At 70.7% G+C, this 17,632-nt stretch carries 17 protein-coding genes; 12 read left to right on the top strand and 5 right to left on the bottom strand.

The annotated features are described in order from the left end of the window. The first annotated feature begins 36 nt into the window (after positions 1–36). Genes ACZ7PG_RS11665 through ACZ7PG_RS11645 form a run of 5 tightly spaced genes read left to right on the top strand, consistent with a single transcriptional unit; the run spans position 37 to position 5,397 of the window. On the top strand, positions 37–1,458 hold the full coding sequence (locus tag ACZ7PG_RS11665; protein ID WP_470239069.1) for a gamma-aminobutyraldehyde dehydrogenase: 1,422 nt from the start codon (positions 37–39) through the stop codon (positions 1,456–1,458). 8 nt (positions 1,459–1,466) lie between these two features. Next, a complete protein-coding gene (locus ACZ7PG_RS11660) occupies positions 1,467–2,537 on the top strand; it encodes an ABC transporter ATP-binding protein (protein ID WP_470239068.1) in 1,071 nt (356 codons plus the stop codon). Between the two features lie 10 nt (positions 2,538–2,547). After that, positions 2,548–3,750 carry an ABC transporter substrate-binding protein gene (locus tag ACZ7PG_RS11655; protein WP_470239067.1) on the top strand — a complete coding sequence of 401 codons (1,203 nt, stop codon included), beginning with the start codon at positions 2,548–2,550 and terminating at the stop codon, positions 3,748–3,750. Between the two features lies 1 nt (position 3,751). After that, complete coding sequence (locus ACZ7PG_RS11650; RefSeq protein WP_470239066.1) at positions 3,752–4,591, top strand: ABC transporter permease; 840 nt, start codon at positions 3,752–3,754, stop codon at positions 4,589–4,591. 8 nt (positions 4,592–4,599) lie between these two features. Continuing rightward, positions 4,600–5,397 carry an ABC transporter permease gene (locus tag ACZ7PG_RS11645; RefSeq protein ID WP_470239065.1) on the top strand — a complete coding sequence of 266 codons (798 nt, stop codon included), beginning with the start codon at positions 4,600–4,602 and terminating at the stop codon, positions 5,395–5,397. Positions 5,398–5,582: 185 nt separating this feature from the next. Here ACZ7PG_RS11645 and ACZ7PG_RS11640 read toward each other — a convergent pair whose 3' ends face one another. Further along, the gene (locus ACZ7PG_RS11640) at positions 5,583–6,362 is read right to left on the bottom strand and encodes an SDR family NAD(P)-dependent oxidoreductase (RefSeq protein ID WP_470239064.1); all 780 of its coding nucleotides are present in this window, start codon (positions 6,360–6,362) and stop codon (positions 5,583–5,585) included. Between the two features lie 59 nt (positions 6,363–6,421). Here ACZ7PG_RS11640 and ACZ7PG_RS11635 point away from each other — a divergent pair, with 59 nt between their 5' ends. Further along, a complete protein-coding gene (locus ACZ7PG_RS11635) occupies positions 6,422–6,976 on the top strand; it encodes a TetR/AcrR family transcriptional regulator (protein WP_470239063.1) in 555 nt (184 codons plus the stop codon). On the opposite strand, the gene pip is transcribed toward ACZ7PG_RS11635, so the two are convergent. Next, positions 6,962–7,906, bottom strand: a complete 945-nt coding sequence (gene pip, locus ACZ7PG_RS11630) for a prolyl aminopeptidase (RefSeq protein ID WP_470239062.1) — start codon at positions 7,904–7,906, stop codon at positions 6,962–6,964. The two genes, ACZ7PG_RS11635 and pip, sit on opposite strands and share 15 nt — an antisense overlap. A 425-nt stretch (positions 7,907–8,331) precedes the next feature. Here pip and ACZ7PG_RS11625 point away from each other — a divergent pair, with 425 nt between their 5' ends. Both ACZ7PG_RS11625 and ACZ7PG_RS11620 read left to right on the top strand, forming a co-directional pair. Next, a complete protein-coding gene (locus tag ACZ7PG_RS11625; protein ID WP_470239061.1) occupies positions 8,332–9,258 on the top strand; it encodes an undecaprenyl-diphosphate phosphatase in 927 nt (308 codons plus the stop codon). 1 nt (position 9,259) lies between these two features. After that, positions 9,260–10,123 (top strand): cytochrome c oxidase assembly protein, encoded by an 864-nt coding sequence (locus tag ACZ7PG_RS11620; protein WP_470239060.1) that lies wholly within the window; start codon positions 9,260–9,262, stop codon positions 10,121–10,123. Here ACZ7PG_RS11620 and panB read toward each other — a convergent pair. Then, on the bottom strand, positions 10,120–11,001 hold the full coding sequence (gene panB / locus ACZ7PG_RS11615) for a 3-methyl-2-oxobutanoate hydroxymethyltransferase (RefSeq protein WP_470239059.1): 882 nt from the start codon (positions 10,999–11,001) through the stop codon (positions 10,120–10,122). The two genes, ACZ7PG_RS11620 and panB, sit on opposite strands and share 4 nt — an antisense overlap. Positions 11,002–11,239: 238 nt before the next feature. Here panB and lysX point away from each other — a divergent pair, with 238 nt between their 5' ends. Both lysX and ACZ7PG_RS11605 read left to right on the top strand, forming a co-directional pair. Then, positions 11,240–14,563 (top strand): bifunctional lysylphosphatidylglycerol synthetase/lysine--tRNA ligase LysX, encoded by a 3,324-nt coding sequence (lysX, locus tag ACZ7PG_RS11610; protein ID WP_470239058.1) that lies wholly within the window; start codon positions 11,240–11,242, stop codon positions 14,561–14,563. Positions 14,564–14,627: 64 nt separating this feature from the next. Beyond that, positions 14,628–15,200: a hypothetical protein gene (locus ACZ7PG_RS11605; RefSeq protein WP_470239057.1), complete on the top strand. Its 573-nt coding sequence runs from the start codon at positions 14,628–14,630 to the stop codon at positions 15,198–15,200. On the opposite strand, the gene ACZ7PG_RS11600 is transcribed toward ACZ7PG_RS11605, so the two are convergent. Then, positions 15,163–15,414, bottom strand: a complete 252-nt coding sequence (locus tag ACZ7PG_RS11600) for a hypothetical protein (protein ID WP_470239056.1) — start codon at positions 15,412–15,414, stop codon at positions 15,163–15,165. The genes ACZ7PG_RS11605 and ACZ7PG_RS11600 overlap by 38 nt on opposite strands. Before the next feature lie 239 nt (positions 15,415–15,653). Here ACZ7PG_RS11600 and ACZ7PG_RS11595 point away from each other — a divergent pair, with 239 nt between their 5' ends. Continuing rightward, on the top strand, positions 15,654–16,238 hold the full coding sequence (locus ACZ7PG_RS11595; protein WP_470240733.1) for a DinB family protein: 585 nt from the start codon (positions 15,654–15,656) through the stop codon (positions 16,236–16,238). A gap of 154 nt (positions 16,239–16,392) precedes the next feature. Here ACZ7PG_RS11595 and ACZ7PG_RS11590 read toward each other — a convergent pair whose 3' ends face one another. Next, positions 16,393–16,911: a methylated-DNA--[protein]-cysteine S-methyltransferase gene (locus ACZ7PG_RS11590; protein ID WP_470240732.1), complete on the bottom strand. Its 519-nt coding sequence runs from the start codon at positions 16,909–16,911 to the stop codon at positions 16,393–16,395. Positions 16,912–16,955: 44 nt separating this feature from the next. Here ACZ7PG_RS11590 and ACZ7PG_RS11585 point away from each other — a divergent pair, with 44 nt between their 5' ends. After that, positions 16,956–17,570 carry a VOC family protein gene (locus tag ACZ7PG_RS11585; protein WP_470239055.1) on the top strand — a complete coding sequence of 205 codons (615 nt, stop codon included), beginning with the start codon at positions 16,956–16,958 and terminating at the stop codon, positions 17,568–17,570. Positions 17,571–17,632: the final 62 nt, after the last annotated feature.

The raw sequence follows: 17,632 nt of genomic DNA, 5'->3' as shown, positions 1-17,632 counted from the left end.
TATATGTTTTAGCCTCGATCGGAGCTAGGAGTGACCGTGCAGGAGCTGAAGCACTACGTCGGCGGCGCGTACGTCGAGTCCAAGTCCGGCCGGACGGCGGAGATCGTCGACCCGGTCACCGGGCGCGCCTACTGCACCGCGCCGATCGCCGGGCCCGACGACGTCGACAACGCGCTCCAGGTCGCCGCGACCGCGTTCGAGACCTGGCGCGCGACGACGCCGGCCCAGCGCCAGCTCGCGCTGCTCAAGATCGCCGACGCGCTCGAAGCCCGTGCCGACGAGGTCGTCCGCGTCGAGTCCGCGAACACCGGCAAGCCGATCGCGCTCACCCTGGCCGAAGAGATGCCGATGGTCCTCGACCAGGTCCGCTTCTTCGCTGGGGCCGCGCGCGTGCTCGAAGGCCGGGCCGCGGGCGAGTACATGGAAGGCCACACGTCGTTCGTCCGCCGCGAGCCCGTCGGCGTCTGCGCGCAGGTCACGCCGTGGAACTACCCGCTGCTGATGGCCATCTGGAAGATCGCGCCCGCCCTCGCCGCGGGCAACACGATCGTGCTGAAGCCGTCCGACACGACACCCGCGTCGTCGCTGCTGCTGGCCGAGATCGCGGGGGAGTTCCTGCCGCCGGGCGTGTTCAACGTCGTCTGCGGCGACCGCGACACCGGCCGCGCGCTGGTCGAGCACGACATCCCGGCGATGGTGTCGATCACCGGCTCGGTCCGGGCCGGCATCGAGGTCGCGCGCAGTGCGGCGAACGACGTCAAGCGCGTGCACCTGGAGTTGGGCGGCAAGGCGCCGGTCATCGTCTTCGGCGACGCCGACCTCGAAGCCGCCGCCGAAGCGATCGCCGTCGCGGGGTACTTCAACGCGGGCCAGGACTGCACCGCCGCCACCCGCGTGCTGGTCGCCGACGAGGTCCACGACACCTTCGTCGCGGCGCTCGCCCGGCAGGCCGAAGGGACCAAGACCGGCAAGCCGGACGACGAAGACGTCGCGTACGGCCCGCTCAACAACGCGGCCCAGCTGGAGAAGGTCTCGGGCTTCATCGAGCGGCTGCCGGAGCACGCGACCGTCCACTGTGGAGGCCACCGCGCCGGCGACGAGGGCTACTTCTACGAGGCCACCGTCGTCTCCGGGCTCAAGCAGGACGACGAGATGAGCCAGAACGAGATCTTCGGACCGGTCATCACCGTGCAGCGGTTCTCCGACGAGGCCGAAGCCCTGAAGGCCGCGAACGGCGTCCAGTACGCCCTCGCGTCGTCGGTCTGGACGCGTGACCACCAACGCGCGATGCGCCTGGCCGCGAAGCTCGACTTCGGCTGCGTCTGGATCAACACCCACATCCCCCTGGTCGCCGAGATGCCCCACGGCGGCTTCAAGAAGTCCGGCTACGGCAAGGACCTCTCGCTGTACGGCCTGGAGGACTACACCCGCGTCAAGCACGTCATGAGCGCACTGTGAGGCTGGCGATGCCCAACCAAGCACCCACCGAGACGCGGGAGGACGCCGCGCCGCCGAACGAGACCGAGGGGCCCGCGATCCGGCTTTCCGGGCTGCGCAAGCACTTCGGTGACGTCCACGCGGTCGACGGCGTCGACCTCGACATCCCGCCCGGCGAGTTCTTCTCGATGCTCGGGCCGTCCGGCTCCGGCAAGACGACCGTGCTGCGCATGATCGCCGGCTTCGAGCTGCCCACCGAGGGCACGATCGAGCTCGACGGCCGCGACGTCAGCAACCTGGCGCCGTTCGAACGCGACGTCAACACGGTGTTCCAGGACTACGCGCTGTTCCCGCACATGTCCGTGCAGCAGAACGTCGAATACGGCCTGCGCGTCAAGCGCGTCCCGAAGCAGCAACGCCGGGAGCGGGCGCTCGAAGCGCTGAAGACCGTGCGGCTGGACGACTACGGCTCGCGCAAGCCCGCGCAGCTGTCCGGCGGGCAACGTCAGCGCGTCGCGCTCGCCCGCGCGCTGGTCAACCGGCCCAAGGTGCTGCTGCTCGACGAACCGCTCGGCGCGCTCGACCTCAAGCTGCGGCAGGCGATGCAGCTCGAGCTCAAGCAGATCCAGCGCGACGTCGGCATCACCTTCGTCTTCGTCACCCACGACCAGGACGAAGCGCTCACCATGAGCGACCGGATCGCGGTGTTCAACGACGGCAAGATCGAGCAGGTCGGCCCGCCCGAAGAGGTCTACGAACGCCCCGCCAGCGCGTTCGTCGCCGGGTTCGTCGGCACGTCGAACCTGCTGGGCGGGCGCGGCGCCGAGTCCGTGATCGGCCGGCCGGGGCTGTTCAGCATCCGGCCGGAGAAGATCCGCATCGACGGCGAGCTGTCCGAGCCCGCCGCCGCGGGGGACACCAGCGCGACCGGCACGGTCACCGACGTCGTCTACGCCGGCGCGACCGTGCGCTGCACCGTCGCGCTCGACGCCGGGGGACAGCTTTCGGTCGTGCGGCAGAACATCGACGGCGCCCTGGCGGAGGGCCGGGTCCGGCTCAGCTGGCGCCACGAACACAGTTTCCAGGTTCCCGGTCAGTGAAGGGTTTGCCATGAAGAACAGGAAGACGCGGCTGGCCGGGCTCCTCGGCGCAAGCCTGCTGTTGGCTGCATGTGGCACGTCGGGTTCGAACTCCGCCGCGCCGCCCGGCGCGCAGGGCTTCACCCCGCCGAAGCTGGAGGCGCTGAAGGCGCTCGGCCAGCCGGAGGGGCAGCTGAACGTGCTGGCCTGGCCCGGGTACGCCGAGAACGGCTCCAACGACCCGAAGGTCAACTGGGTCACACCGTTCGAGCAGCAGACCGGCTGCAAGGTGAACGTCAAGCCGTTCGGCACGTCCGACGAGGCCGTGACACTGATGAAGACCGGGCAGTACGACGTCGTGTCCGCCTCGGGCGACGCGTCGCTGCGGCTGGTCGCCTCCGGGGACGCCGAGCCGGTGAACACCGCGCTCGTGCCGAACTACGCCAACGTCCAGCCGTTCCTCAAGGACAAGTCGTGGAACAGCGTCGGCGGCGTCTCCTACGGAATCCCGCACGGCTGGGGCGCGAACCTGCTGACCTGGCGCACCGACAAGGTGACGCCCGCACCGACGTCGTGGTCGGTCATGTTCGACGCGAACTCGCCCTACAAGGGCAAGGTGATCGCGTACGACTCGCCGATCTACATCGCCGACGCCGCGCTGTACCTGATGACGCACCAGCCGGACCTGGGCATCAAGAACCCGTACGCCCTCGACGACAAGCAGTTCACCGCCGCGGTGAACCTGCTCAAGCAGCAGCGTCCGCTGGTGAGCGAGTACTGGTCGGACTACCTCAAGGAGTCGCAGGCGCTGAAGAACGCCGACGCCGTCGTCGGCACCGCCTGGCAGGTCACGGTCAACCTGACCAAGGGCGAGGGCGCGCCGCTGGAGGCGTCCGTGCCGAGCGAAGGCGCGACCGGGTGGTCGGACACCTGGATGGTCGCGGCGAAGTCGGCGCACAAGACGTGCGCGTACAAGTGGCTCGACTACATCATCAGCCCGAAGGTCAACGCCCAGGTCGCCGAGTACTTCGGCGAGGCGCCGGCGAACTCGAAGGCGTGCGCGGAGATGACGGACAAGACGCTCTGCGACACCTACCACGCCAACGACTCGGCGTACGCGTCGAAGATCGCCTACTGGACCACGCCGATCCCGCAGTGCCTCGACGGCCGCACGGACGTCAAGTGCAAGGACTACGGCGAGTGGACCAAGGCGTGGACCGAGATCAAGGGCTGACATGACCGCCTTGTCGGCCTTCTTCTACCGGAAGCCCAAGCTGCGCCTGGGTTTCCTGCTCTCGGCCCCGCTGCTCTGGCTCGGCCTGGCCTACCTGGGCGCGCTCGCGGCGCTGTTCGTCACGGCGTTCTGGCACACGGACGCGTTCACGGGCCAGGTCGTGATCGAGTGGTCGCTGGACAACTTCACGACGTTGTTCAGCGACGCGGTCTACCGCACGATCACCTTCCGCACGGTCGGGATCGCGGCGCTGGTGACGGTGATCGACGCCGTCATCGCGTTCCCGATGGCGTTCGCGATGGCCAAGCTGGCGTCGCCGCGCGCGCAGCGGATCCTGGTGATCGCGGTGATGACGCCGTTGTGGGCGAGCTACCTGGTGAAGGCGTACGCGTGGCGCACGATGCTGTCCGGGAACGGTGCCCTGAGCTGGCTTTCGCCGGGTTACGGCGTCACGGCGACGATCATCACGCTGTCGTACCTGTGGCTGCCGTACATGATCCTGCCGATCTACGCGGGTCTCGACCGGCTGCCGGACTCGCTGGTGGACGCCTCCGGTGACCTCGGGGCCCGCTCGCTGAGGACGTTCCGCTCGGTGATCCTGCCGCTGACGTTCCCGGCGATCGTGGCGGGCTCGATCTTCACGTTCTCGCTGTCGCTGGGCGACTACATCGCGGTGAAGATCGTCGGCGGCACGTCCCAGATGCTCGGCAACGTCGTCTACGACAACATCGGCGCGGCGAACAACCTGCCGTTCGCGGCGACGGTGGCGACGGTGCCGGTCGTGATCATGCTCGTGTACCTGGCCGCGGTGCGCCGCACCGGCGCGCTGGACAACCTCTAGGAGTCTCGGTGCGGACGTCTCGGGCGCTGTTGTGGACGGCGCTGGGCCTGGGCCTGGCGGTGATCTACTTCCCGTTGCTGGTGGTGCTGCTCAACTCGTTCAACGCGGACACGACGTTCGGCTGGCCGCCGTCCCGGTTCACGCTGGAGTGGTGGAGCCGGGCGGCGTCGAACGAAGGTGCGTTGGACGCGCTGTGGACGAGCGTCCAGGCGGGCCTGGCGGCGACGGCGATCGCGTTGCTGCTGGGCACGATGGCGGCGTTCGCGTTGCAGCGCTACCGGTTCTTCGGCCGGAACCCCGTGTCGCTGCTCATCATCCTGCCGATCGCGCTGCCGGGGATCGTGACGGGCATCGCGCTGAACAACGCGTTCCGGACGATCTTGGGCATCGACCTGGGCCTGCTGACGGCGATCATCGCGCACGCGACGTTCTGCATCGTGGTGGTGTTCAACAACGTCGTCGCGCGGTTGCGGCGGATGGGCGGAAACCTCGAGGAGGCGTCGATGGACCTCGGTGCGACGGGATTCACGACGTTCCGGCTGGTGACGTTCCCGATGCTGCGTTCGGCGCTGCTGGCGGGCGGGCTGCTGGCGTTCGCGCTGTCGTTCGACGAGATCATCGTGACGACGTTCACCCTGGGCACGGGCATGGAGACGCTGCCGATCTGGATCTACAACAACCTGTTCCGCCCGAACCAGGCCCCGATCGTCAACGTCGTCGCGGCAGTGCTGATCGTGGTGTCGACGGTCCCGGTGTACCTGGCCCAGAAGCTGTCCGGCGACACGGCGTCGGGCGGCCGGCTCTGAGTCACGGCAGGGTGCAGTAGCCGCCCGGGTAGTACTGGAACGATCTGATGCGGTCGTTGAAGTCGTGTCCGCCGACGTACTTGTTCGTCAGGCCGAGGCTCTTGGTTCCTCCCCGAAGCCGTGGAGGGCCGACCATAGCCGGAAAACGCCGGTCGTCCGCACCCGTCGGCCCGTACCGGCCAAGGTCAGTGCACTGACCGGATCGTGCCACCGTCGACCCGGATCGTCGCGCCGCTGACGTACGCCGCCGCCGGGCTCACCAGATACCCCACCGCCGCCGCGATCTCCTCCGGGCGGCCCAACCGGCCCACGTCGTTCGGGACCAGATCCCTGGCCGCCCCCGACTCGATCTCCTCCCACGAATCGCCCCATCCCTGCGACGGCGCGATCGACGTCAGCAACGATCGCACCGAATCCACCAGGATCGCCCCCGGGGACACCACGTTCGACGTCACGCCCGTCCCCGCCAGCTCCCGGGCCAGCGACACCGCCAGGTTGTGCCGCGCCGCCAGCGTTGCCGTGTAGTGCGGCTGCGTCGCCATCGGCTGGATCGCCAGGCCGCCGCCGAGCTGGATCACCCGGCCCCAGCCGCGCGAACGCATGCCCGGGACGAACCTATGGATCATCCGGACCGCCGACACGACGTTCGCCTCGTACGTCGACGCCCACACCTCCGGGGTCGCTTCGGTCCACGACAGGTGGTCGTACGAGCCGGCGTTGTTCACCAGGATGTCGACCTCGCCCGCCGCCGAAGCCACCGCGTCGGCGCCCGCGTCGGTCGACAAGTCGCCGATCGCGACGCCCGCCGCGCCGATCGACGCGGCGACCCGCGAAGCGCGGGACTCGTCCCGGCCGTGCACCACCACCGAAGCGCCTTCGGCGGCCAAGAGCCGGGCGATCGCGGAACCGAGGCCCGCGCTGGAGCCGGTGACAAGAGCCCGTTTACCAGCGATTTCGAGGTCCATGAAACACCTTCCCAAGAGGTATACACCTGTAGACTTACGATAAGTCTACACTCGTATACATGAGACCCCGCAACGCCGCCGCGACCAGGGAAGCGATCCTGACCTCGGCACTCGAAGCCTTCACCCGGGCCGGGTACGACGCCGTCGGCGTGCGCGAGATCGCCGAGTCCGCCGGCGTCACCGCGATGCTCGTCAACCGCTACTTCGGCTCGAAGGAAGGCCTCTTCGCCGAGGTCGTCGAGGCGGCGATGGCCGAGCGGACCGTGCTCACCGACGACCCCGCGACGCTCGCCGCGGACATCGCGGCCGCCCTGGTGCGCCGGACCGCCCCGGACGCCGGGCAGCTCGACCCGTTCCTGCTGATGCTGCGCTCGGCGCCCAACCCGCGTGCCGCGGAGATCCTGCGCGCGGGCATCGAGCGGCACGTCGAGAAGCACCTCACCGACGTCCTCCCGGCGACGGAGAACACCGAAGGGCCGGCGCTGGCACTCGCGGTGATCGCCGGTTTCTGGGTGATGCGCACGCTCATCGGCAGCACCGCGCTCGCCCGCGCCGACGAAACGGTCGTCGTGAAGAAGCTCGAGAAGGTGTTCGCGGTGCTACTGGCGGAATGAGTCCGTCGCCGCGCGCAGGGCGGCCAGCACGCCCGGGTCCGTCACCGCGTGCCCGGCGCCTTCCAGCAGCTTCAGCTCCGACCCCGGCCACGCCCGGTGCAGCTCGTACGCCGTGGTCGGCGGGCACACCGTGTCGAACCGGCCCTGCACGATCACGCCCGGGATGCCGGCGAGCTTGCCCGCGTCGCGGATCAGCTGCCCGTCCTCGAGCCACGCGCCGTGGCGGAAGTAGTGGACCGCGAGCCGCGCGAACGCCCATGCGAACGCCGGTTCCGCGTACTGGCGGAGGAAAGCCTCCTGCGGCTGCACGGAAACCGTCGCGCCCTCCCAGGTGCTCCACGCGACCGCGGCCCGGTGCCGGACCTCCTCGTCCGGGTCGGCCAGAAGCTCGCCGTACGCCGCCAGCGGGTCATCGCGCAGCGAAGCCGGGATCGGCGCCAGGAACGCCTCCCACTCGCGGGGGAACATGTTCGCGGCGCCGCCCCGGTAGATCCAGTCCAGTTCGCTCTGCCGCACGGTGAAGACGCCGCGCAGGATGATTTCGCTGACGCGGGAAGGGTGCGTCTGGGCGTAGGCGAGCGCGAGGGTCGCGCCCCAGGAACCGCCGAAGAGCTGCCAGCGTTCGATGCCGAGCCGCTCGCGCAGGGCCTCCATGTCCGAGACCAGGTGCCACAGGGTGTTGGCCGTGAGGTCGCCGGCGTCCGGGGTCGACTGCCCCGATCCGCGCTGGTCGAACAGGATGATCCGGTAGGCCGCGGGGTCGAAGTGCCGCCGCGCCATCGGCGCGATCCCGCTGCCGGGCCCGCCGTGCAGGACCACGACCGGCTTCCCGGCCGGGTTCCCCGCCTCCTGGCACCGGATCCGGTGCCCGTCGCCGGTGTCCAGGAACCCTTCGGCGCGTGGGGAAATCGGCGGGTAGAGCTCGTCCATGCCCGACACTCTGCCGGAGGGTCCTGGCCGTCGCCCCGACGCCCCGCCGCCGGGTGCCGGGACGACGGCCAAGAAGGTGGGAGCCCGCCCCCGCCGCCGGGCTGAGCGGGCTCCCGTCCGTGGGTCAGCCGCCTGCGCTGACGTCCGAGCGAGGAGGGACGACGCCGTCGGTGTGGTCACGTCGGCCGGTGGTCCGCACACGCATTCCCGTCCTCCTCGTCGAGGGTTCGAATCTTCGTCGTGGCGGCGACGGGCTAAACGCTAAGCCAAGGTCCGAACGTCAGTCAAGGACATGATTGAAGTTCATATACGTGAACACGCGCTGAGAGGACGCTGAGCGTGGCCGTGCCCCTTGCCCGTGGTTAACGAATGGGCCGGTACGTTCCGGTGTCGGAGCTTCGAAAAGTGGCACGGAAAGGCTCGGAATGTCCGCGGTGACCTATGTCGAGGCGATTGTCGTCGGCGCCTTGCAAGGGGTGTCGGAATTGTTTCCGGTGTCCAGTCTCGGCCACAGCATCCTGCTGCCCGCCTGGCTCGGCGGCCAATGGCAGCGGGACCTGAGCATCGGCAAGGATTCGCCGTACCTCGCGGTGCTCGTCGCGATGCACGTCGCCACCGCGCTGGCGCTCGTGCTGTTCTTCCGGAAGGACTGGGTGCGGATCATCGGCGGCCTGTGGACGTCGATCCGCCACCGCGAGGTCCGCACCCCGGACCAGCGGCTCGCGTGGCTGCTGGTGCTCGCCACGATCCCGGTCGGGCTGGCCGGCCTGCTGTTCGAAGGCCTGCTGCGCGACCACCTCGGCAAGCCGGTCCCGGCCGCGATCTTCCTCGCGCTCAACGGCGGGGTCCTCTACGCCGCCGAGAAGTTCTCCCGGAAGAAGCCCGTCGAAGAAGCGGACACAGTGGACTTCTCCGCCGAGGAAACCCTCGTGATGCGGGCCGTCTCGGTCGACGAGCGGACCGACGTCCGGCTGGCGAAGCTGGGCATCGGCGAGGCCGTCCTGATCGGCGCGGCGCAGATCTTCGCGCTGCTGCCGGGCATCAGCCGCTCGGGCATCACGATGGTCGCCGGCCTGCGCCGCGGGCTCGGTCACGAAGACGCCGCGCGCTTCGCGTTCCTGCTCGCCACCCCGGTCATCCTCGCCGCGGGCGTGCTGAAGATGCCGACGCTGTTCGCCCCGGAGAACCACGCCTCACTCGGGCCGGCGCTCGTCGGCAGCGTCGTCGCCGGGGTCGCTTCGTACATTTCTGTCCGGTTCCTCACCGGTTACTTCGAAACGCGTACTCTGACCCCCTTCGCCATTTACTGCGTGGTCGCCGGAATCGGCAGCCTGATTTTCTTCGCGGTCTGAGATGACACTCGACGCCCCGGCGATCCTGTGCGTGCTGGTTCTGGGCACGCTCTACGTCCGCGCGGCCCGCGGTCGCGGCTGGCCGCCGGGCCGCACCGCCGCGTTCCTCACCGGCCTGGCGACGATCCTGGCCGTCACGTGCTCACCGCTGGCGGTCTACGACACGACGTACTTCTGGGTCCGCGCGGTCCAGACCACGACGTTGCTGATGATCACGCCGCTGCTCCTCGCCCTGGGCGCCCCGATCCGGCTCCTGCTGGACGCGCGCCCGGCCGTCTGGCTGCGGCGGCACGGCCGCGGCGAGGTGGCCCGCGCGCTGACGTTCCCGCCGGTCGTCACGCTCACCCTGGTCGTACCGGTGCTGGTGCTCTACCTGACCCCGCTCTACGACCTCACGTTGCGCTCGCCGGTCGCCGACGGCCTGGTCCGGCTCGCACTCGTCCTGTCCGGCTTCACGTACTTCTGGACACGGCTCGGGCTCGACCCGACCCCGCGCCGCGACCCGCACCTGGTGTCGGTGTGGATCGCGTTCACCGAGGTGATCTTCGACGGCGCGCTCGGCCTGGTGCTGTGGCTCGGCCCGCTGCTCGCGCCCGCGCACTACGCGGCCGCGCACCCGGGGCACGGTCCCGACCCCCGCACCGACCAGATCATCGGCGCGGGCGTGCTGTGGATCGGCGGTGACGTCGCCGGCCTGCCGTTCGTGGTGGCGCTGTTCGTCCGCTGGGCCCGCGACGACGAGCGGCGCGCGAAGCAGATCGACGTCCAGTTGGACGAAGAAGCCGCTTCGGGCGCCGCATCGACGTCGGGGCTCTGGTGGGAGAACGACCCGGCACTCGCCGAGCGGTTCAGGGGGCGGGGTTAGTCGTGGAAAGCGTGTTCCGGCGCCGGGAACTCGCCGCGCCGGACGTCCTCCGCGAACGCCGTCGCCGCGTTCTGCAGCACCGTCGCGACGTCGGCGTAGCGCTTGACGAACCGCGGTGCCTTCCCGCGGCGCAGCCCGGCCATGTCCTGCCAGACGAGCACCTGCGCGTCGCAGTCCGGGCCCGCGCCGATGCCGACCGTCGGGATCTTCAGCTCCGCCGTGACGCGCTTCGCGGCCTCGGCGGGCACCATCTCCATCACCACCGCGAACGCCCCGGCCTCCTGCAGCGCCAGCGCGTCGGCGAGCAGCGCTTCCGCCGCTTCGCCGCGCCCCTGCACCCGGTAGCCGCCGAGGTTGTGTTCACTCTGCGGGGTGAACCCGATGTGACCCATCACCGGCACGCCCGCCGACGTCAGGGCCTCGACATGCGTGGCGAACCGCCGCCCGCCTTCGAGCTTCACGGCGTGCGCGCGGCCCTCCTTCATGAACCGGACCGACGTCGCCAGCGCTTGCTCCGGCGAAAGCTGGTACGAGCCGAACGGCAGGTCGGCGACCACGAGGGCCTTCTTGACCGCGCCGGTGACCGCCCGGACCAGCGGCAGCAGCTCGTCGACCGTCACCGGCAGCGACGTGTCGTAACCGAAGACGTTGTTGGCCGCGGAGTCGCCGACGAGCAGCACGGGGATCCCGGCCTCGTCGAACAGCGCGGCGGTGTACATGTCGTACGCGGTGAGCATGGGCCACGGCTCGCCGCGTTCCTTGAGCTCGCGCAGGTGGTGGACGCGGACCTTCCGGCCCGGAGCCGGTGCCGCGGGAGCGGCGGATCCGGTGCCGTAGGGGGCCGTTTCTTCCGGCCCGTTCGCGGTGGCAGCAGACATCGTCGTCGACCGTCCTTCCCTCGAGGCCTCGGTGAGGTCCCCGGGTCGTGGAGCAGGGGCGTCTCAAAGCGTGACACGCTCCCGGAGCCGTCCCAACCGCGTGCGACAAGCTTCACACCCTCGGGGACGAGGCGCCGTCAGCCTTCAGGTTGATGCCGGGGGACAACCAACCTGTGTTCACTTACGTCAAGAAGAGGGCATGACGACCGATCGGCCGCGAAAGGCGACGAAACCAACCATGGGAACCCTCGCGAGCACGCGCCCGCGCCTCCCCGCCTGGAAGGCGAGAGCGGGCGGCATCATCGCGACCGTGGTCCAGCTGGCCGCGGTCTTCTCGGTGCTCCTCCTGTTCACGAACGGCCCGCACGGGCACCTGCTCAACGGCATCGACATGGCGTTCTCGAGCCTGAGCGTGCCGACCAGCGCGAGCCTGGTGATGGTGCTGCTGCTGGTGGTGCTCGGTGGCGCGCTGCGCCGTCGCAAGAAGGCCGCGCTGTACACGCTCGTGCTGTTCCAGGTCGTCGGGCTGGTGCTCACCCTCGCCCTGCAGGCGACGCTGCTGTGGTCGCCCGAGCTGCTCTCGCTCGGGTCGAAGCAGGTCCGGCACATCCCGGTCCAGCTGTGGGCCCTCACCGCCGCCGACGTGCTGTCGGTCGCCCTGATCGTCTTCCTGCTCGCGCTGCGCAAGGCGTTCCCCGCCCGGCTCGCGCCGAGCGCCTGGCGCGACGGCCTGACCATGCTCTTCGGCGGGCTGGCGGCGGTCGTCCTGGTCGGCTGGGGGCTGGCGGAAGCGTTTCCCGGGCAGCTCGGCGACTCGTGGGAGCGCTTCGCCTGGGTCGTCAACCACGCCACCGGTGAGAACCTGCAGCTGCGCCGGATCGGCGTCGGCGAGGGGCCGGCCTGGCTGGACGTCTTCATCGACCTGAGCGCGACCGCCGTCGCCACCGCCGCGCTGTACATGCTCTTCCGCGGGGTGCGCAGCCGTCGCCTGCGTACGGACGAAGAAGAGCTCCGCGTGCGGCGGCTGCTCGCCGAACAGGGCGAGGACGACTCCCTCGGCTACTTCGCCACCCGGCGCGACAAGAGCGTCGTCTTCTCGCCGAACGGCCGTGCCGCGGTGACCTACCGCGTGCTCGGCGGCACCAGCGTCGCCAGCGCCGACCCGATCGGCGACCCCGAGGCGTGGCCGGACGCCGTCCGCGCGTGGCTCGACGAGACACGCACGTACGGCTGGACGCCGGGCGTGCTCGGGGCGAGCGAGCGCGGCGCGAAGGCGTACACCGACGCGGGCCTGCGCGCCCTGGAAATCGGCGACGAAGCGGTGCTCGACATCCGCGAGTTCAGCCTCGCCGGGCCCGAACGGCGCTCGGTGCGCCAGGCCGTCAAGCGCATCGAGCGAGCGGGCTACACCTCGCGCGTCCGCCGTCACGGCGAGATCCCCGGCGACGAGATGGCCGAGCTGCTCGCCCGCGCCCAGGCCTGGCGCGGCGCGGAGACCGAACGCGGCTTCTCGATGGCCCTCGGCCGGCTCGGTGACCCGAGCGACGGCCGCAGCGTCATGGTCGAGGCCTACGACGCCCGCGGCGACCTGCGCGGCCTGCTGTCGTTCGTCCCGTGGGGACGGCGGGGGCTCTCGCTGGACCTCATGCGCCGCGACCGCGACGCCGAGAACGGCCTCAACGAGTACATGATCGCCGAGGTCGTCGCGGCCGGGCAGCACCTGGGCGCGCAGCGGATCTCGCTCAACTTCGCGATGTTCCGCGCGGTCTTCTCCGAAGGCGAGCGGATCGGCGCCGGCCCGGTGCTGCGGGCCTGGAAGGGGATCCTCAGCCTCGCGTCGCGGTTCTTCCAGCTGGAGTCGCTGTACCGGTCCAACGCCAAGTACGGGCCGGACTGGGAACCGCGGTTCCTCTGCTACTCCTCGGCGCGGCGGCTCCCGCGCGTCGGCATCGTCGCGGGCGCGCTCGAAGGGTTCGTCCCGACCGGACGGTCGCGGGCACTGCGGCTGGAGACGGTCGGCGACGACTTCGTCGCACGCGTCCGGGAGATCGAGGAGTCCGCGGCGGTCCCGGCGGCCAAGCCGGCCCGGCGCCCGGAGCAGGTCCGCGTCCGGATGGCCAAGCTCGCCAAGCTGCGCGAGGCCGGGATCGACCCGTACCCGGTCGGCTTCCGCCGGGACGACCACATCGGCGACGTCGTGCAGAAGTTCGGCGACCTGCGACCGGACAGCGCGACCGGCCACCGCGTCCGGATCGCCGGGCGCGTGCTGGCGATGCGCACGCTCGGCGGGCTGTGCTTCGCGCGCGTCAAGGACTTCAGCGGCGAGATCCAGCTGATGCTGGAGGCCGGCGAGCTCGATCTCACGGGCTGGCGGACCGGCGTCGACCTCGGCGACCACGTCGGCGTCAGCGGCCAGGTCGTGACGTCGAAGCGGGGCGAGCTGTCGGTGCTCGTCGACGAGTGGACGGTCACCGCGAAGTGCCTGCACCCGTTGCCGGACAAGCGGAAGGGCCTCACCGACCCGGAGACGCGGGTGCGGCAGCGCTACCTCGACCTCGCGGTCAACCCGGACTCGACGAACATGCTGCGCCTGCGGTCCACGGTGGTCCGCGCGGTGCGCGAGCGCCTGCACCACGCCGACTACCTCGAGGTCGAGACGCCGATGCTGCAGACGGTCCACGGCGGCGCCAACGCCCGGCCGTTCGTCACGCACATCAACGCCTACGACATGCGGATGTACCTGCGGATCGCGCCGGAGCTGTACCTGAAGCGGCTGTGCGTCGCCGGCGTCGAGCGCGTCTTCGAGCTGAACCGCAACTTCCGCAACGAAGGCGTCGACGCGACGCACAACCCCGAGTTCACGATGCTCGAGGCGTACCAGGCGTACGCCGACTACGACACGATGCGGACGCTGACGCGCGAGCTCGTCCAGCACGCGGCCGAAGCGGCGTACGGCGCACAGGTCGTGCGCCGGCCCGACGCCGGCGGCAGGGTCGTCGAGCACGACATCTCCGGCGACTGGCCGGTGATCACGGTGCACGACGCCGTTTCGGCGGCCTTCGGGGAGCGGATCGACTCGGGGACGCCGGTGGCCGACCTGCGCCGGCTGTGCCTGGCCGCGGGCGTGCCGGTGGGGGAGGACCCGAGCCACGGCGACCTCGTGCTCAAGGCGTTCGAGCACCTCGTCGAGGGCGCGACCGTGCTGCCGACCTTCTACACGGACTACCCGACCGACGTCTCACCGCTCACCCGCCAGCACCGCGAGGACCCGCGACTGGCCGAGCGCTGGGACCTGATCGCGTTCGGTTCCGAGGTCGGCACCGCCTACACCGAGCTGACCGATCCGATCGAACAGCGGCGCCGGCTGGAGGCGCAGTCGCTGCGCGCGGCGAGCGGGGACGTCGAGGCGATGGAGCTGGACGAGGACTTTTTGCTGGCTTTGGAGCACGGCATGCCGCCCACCGGCGGGCTCGGCCTGGGCGTGGACCGGCTGCTCATGATGCTCACCGGAGCCTCGATCCGCCAGACGGTCCTGTTCCCCTTCGTCCGTCCGCAGGCGTAACGACTCGAACGATCTGATCACGGTGGTGCGGCCGAGACGCCAAGGGTCGCTTAATGTGTGCTTCGTGCGCACGGCTCGGATCGCCTCGGCTCTCCTCATGGGACTGGCCGTCCTCGCGTATTCGGGATGGCTCCTGGAGTTCTTCCTCCCGACGGGCGTCTCGCCGGTGCACGACCCGGTCGAGGCGCTGCTGACCGGTCCGCCGGTCTTCCGCGTCCTGCTGGCCGTCTCGGGGGTCGCGTTCCTGCTCGCCGGGCCGCCGCTGCACCGGCTCGGCCCGGTCCACTGGACGGCGCGGCTCAGCTCGATCTCGGTGAGCGTGTTCGGCTTGGTCGCGCTGCTGCAGGCCGCCTACCCGGAGCAGAGCGGCGTGCTCTCGTCGCTGGCGACCGTCGTGCTCATGGTCGGCGTGGTCAGCCTGATCCTGTGGTGGCCGCCGGGCTGGCGCGCGCTCGCCGTGGCCGGGCTAGTGGTCGTGGTGCTCACCTGGGCCGCCCTCGTGCTGGCGCGGCAGCTGGACAGCGCCGAAGGTGTGGTCAGCCGGATTCAGCAGGTGGTGCGCGCCGTCCTGTACGGCATGGGCGGGGCGTACGCCTTCATCAAGCCCGCGCCCCGACATGCGCCTCGAGGCGGCTGAGCAGCTCCAGCAACGTCTTGCGCTCGGCCGGTTCGAGCTGAACCTGGCTCAGATCGGCGGCGCGTCCCTCGGCGGGTGGGTGGTCGCGGCCACCGGGCCCGGCTGGACCCTGCTGGCGGACGCGCTGACGTTCGCCGTCGCGATCGTCCTCGGCCTGGCGATCCGGATCGAGGGCACCTTCAGCGCCCGGACCGGCGTCGTGCGGTGCGCTCACAGCCGCGCCCCTGGTCGCGACGACCGCCGCCGCCCCGGTGTTCGCGGTGTGTCTCGCCGCGGCGCTGGCCGGGTTCGGGCTGACCCCGGCGGGCATGGCACTGGCCGGCCCGCTGGCGGCGTGGTCGGGCAACCGCGGCGCGCTCGCGATCGCGGCGGGCCCGGTGCTGGCCGTTTGTGCCGGAAATGTCGGTGGTCGATGGCACGATTCCGGGGACGAACGCGAAGGAGCTGATCTCGATGGCGGGAAACGTGCCCCCGGTGGCCGACGAGCGTGACGGGCTGCTGCGGTACCTGGAGCAGCAGCGGCACGTGCTGAAGGTGGCGGCCCACGGGCTGACGGACGAGCAGGCCCGGCTCACGCCGACGAAGAGCTCGCTGTCGGTGGGCGGCCTGGTCAAGCACGTGGCGTCGACGGAGGACGGCTGGATCGACATCCTGCTGCAGCTGCCGCAGAAGCCGTTCGACGAGGCGATGGCGGACTACCAGGCGGCGTACACCCTGGGGCCGTCGGAGACGCTGGCGAGCGTGCTGGCCCGCTACGACGAGGTGGCCGCGCGCACGGCGGAGGTGATCGCCGGGATCGAGGACCTCGGCCAGGCGGTCCCGGTGCCGAAGGGCGTGCCGTGGTACCCGCAGGACGTCGAGGCGTGGTCGGTCCGCTGGGTGCTGCTGCACCTGATCGAGGAGACGGCCCGCCACGCGGGCCACGCGGACATCATCCGCGAGCACGTCGACGGCGCCACGGCAATCCCCCTGATGGCCGCGGCGGAGAACTGGCCGGAAACCCCCTGGATGAAACCCTGGACCCCAACCCCCGCCTGACCCAGCCCCGCCCACCGGCCCGTGTCGACCCCCAATCACGCGTGTCGTCCATCCAGGCACGCGAGTCGTCCGCCTGGGTACGCGTGTCGTCCATCTGCGACCCTGCTCACCCTCCCCAGCAAGGGCGAGCAGGGCTCCGAACGCGACACGACCGTCAGAACAGCGTCGGCTCGTCGGCCAGCGCCCCCTCGATCACCAGCATCCGCCGCTTGGTCTCGACGCCGCCCCGAGCCGAAAACCCGCCGTCCTTCCCGCCCGCGGCCAAAACCCGGTGGCACGGCACGATCGGCGGAAACGGGTTGTGCCCCATCGCCTGCCCGACGGCCTGCGCCGAGCCCGGCATCCCCAGCCGGTGCGCGATGTCGCCGTACGTCAGCGTCTTCCCCGGCGGGATCGTCCGCGCCACCTCGTACGCGCGCCGGTTGAACGACGGCACCCCCGAGAAGTCCAGCGGAACCGAAGCCAGATCCACCCGCGACCCGCTCAGCAGCGCCACGATCCCGTCGACGGCGGCCCGCACCCGCGGACCCGGCGTCCCGGGAACCGCCTCCGGGTACTGCCGCGCGAACCACGCGGGCAAAGCGGGCGAAGGCAGCGACGCCCCGACCACGACGTCCTCGCGCCACGCGAGCCCGCACGCGCCGATCGCCGTGTCGAACACCGTGAACCCCATCGTCATCTTGCCAGCCTACGGCCGGGGTACGACAAAATAGGCCCGTGCTCGATCACCTCGTCTACGCCGGCCCGGACCTCGCCGAGGCCGTCGCCCGCGTCACCGCGCTCACCGGTGTCACGCCCGCTCCCGGCGGCAGCCACGTCGGCCTCGGCACCGCCAACCACCTCGCTGACCTCGGCGCCGGCATGTACCTGGAGGTCGTCGGGCCCGACCCGGCGCAGCCGGAACCCGAAAATCCGCGGCCCTTCGGCATCGACGACCTGACCGAGCCCGCGCTCGTCGCCTGGGCGGTCCGCACCACCGACCTCGACGCGACCATCGCCCAGGCGAGAGCCCACGGCTTCGACCCCGGCGACGCGCTCGAGATGTCCCGCGAGACCCAGGACGGCGAACTCCTCCGCTGGCGCCTGACCCCGCCGAGCGCCCCGGGCACGCTCCGCCCGTTCCTCATCGACTGGGACACCACGCCGCACCCGACCACGCGCGGCCTGCCGTCGATCCCGCTCCTGATGGTCACCGGCACCCACCCGGACCCGGCATCGGTCCGGACGGCCACCGACGCGCTCGGCCTGGAGTTCCTGGTCCGCCGCACCGCAAAAGCCAGCCTGACGGCGGCCCTCAGCTCGAGCGAAGGCCGTCAGGTCGCTCTGACTTAGGCCTTGCCCTCTCGCCACGGGTACGACTTATCGGATGTTCTTCGTCCGCCGGGTCGCTGAAA

This window comes from Amycolatopsis sp. NPDC114504, assembly GCF_055633595.1.
Note: the sequence above shows the minus strand (reverse complement) of the source record. Positions and strands in the feature narration are given on the sequence as shown.